Below are 739 nucleotides of genomic sequence, written 5' to 3' on the forward strand. Positions count from 1 at the left end.
GTTACAAGCATTAATTTTTGATATGGACGGAACGTTATTTCAAACTGATAAAATTTTAGAATTATCGCTAGATGATACTTTTAATCATTTACGTTCATTACAATTATGGGATACGGTAACACCTATTGATAAGTACCGTGAAATTATGGGTGTGCCGTTACCGAAAGTTTGGGAAGCGTTATTACCGAATCATTCTCTTGAAATAAGACAACAAACAGATGGATATTTTTTAGAAAGACTAATCGAAAATATTAAGAGTGGAAAAGGTGCATTATACCCGAACGTAAAAGAAATGTTTACATATATAAAAGAAAATAATTGTTCAATTTATATTGCTAGTAATGGTCTAACTGAATATTTACGAGCAATTGTATCTTATTATGATTTAGACCAATGGGTTACTGAAACGTTTAGTATTGAACAAATAAAATCACTTAATAAAAGCGACTTAGTAAAAAGTATTTTGAACAAATATGATATAAAAAAGGCAGCAGTAGTTGGGGATCGGTTATCTGATATAAACGCAGCTAAAGATAATGGCTTGATTGCAGTTGGTTGTAATTTTGATTTTGCACAAGAGGATGAACTTGCTCAGGCGGATATAGTAATAGATGATTTATTGGAGTTGAAGGGGATATTGTCTGAAGTGAAGACTACGTATGCTACGAATTGAATAAAGTAACAATCATAAAAATGCTCAGAATAAATGATTCTAGAGCATTTTTATGTATTTTTAAAT

Annotated in this window: 1 protein-coding gene; it reads left to right on the forward strand. The window is 30.4% G+C overall.

What is annotated here, in order from left to right:
- Positions 1-673, forward strand: a 673-nt coding sequence (locus tag KI369_RS28930) for an HAD family hydrolase (protein WP_212959053.1), incomplete at its 5' end; no start/stop codon positions are given.
- Positions 674-739: the final 66 nt, after the last annotated feature.

Origin of the sequence: Bacillus sanguinis (genome assembly GCF_018332475.1) — a bacterium.
GTDB classification, from domain to species: domain Bacteria; phylum Bacillota; class Bacilli; order Bacillales; family Bacillaceae_G; genus Bacillus_A; species Bacillus_A sanguinis.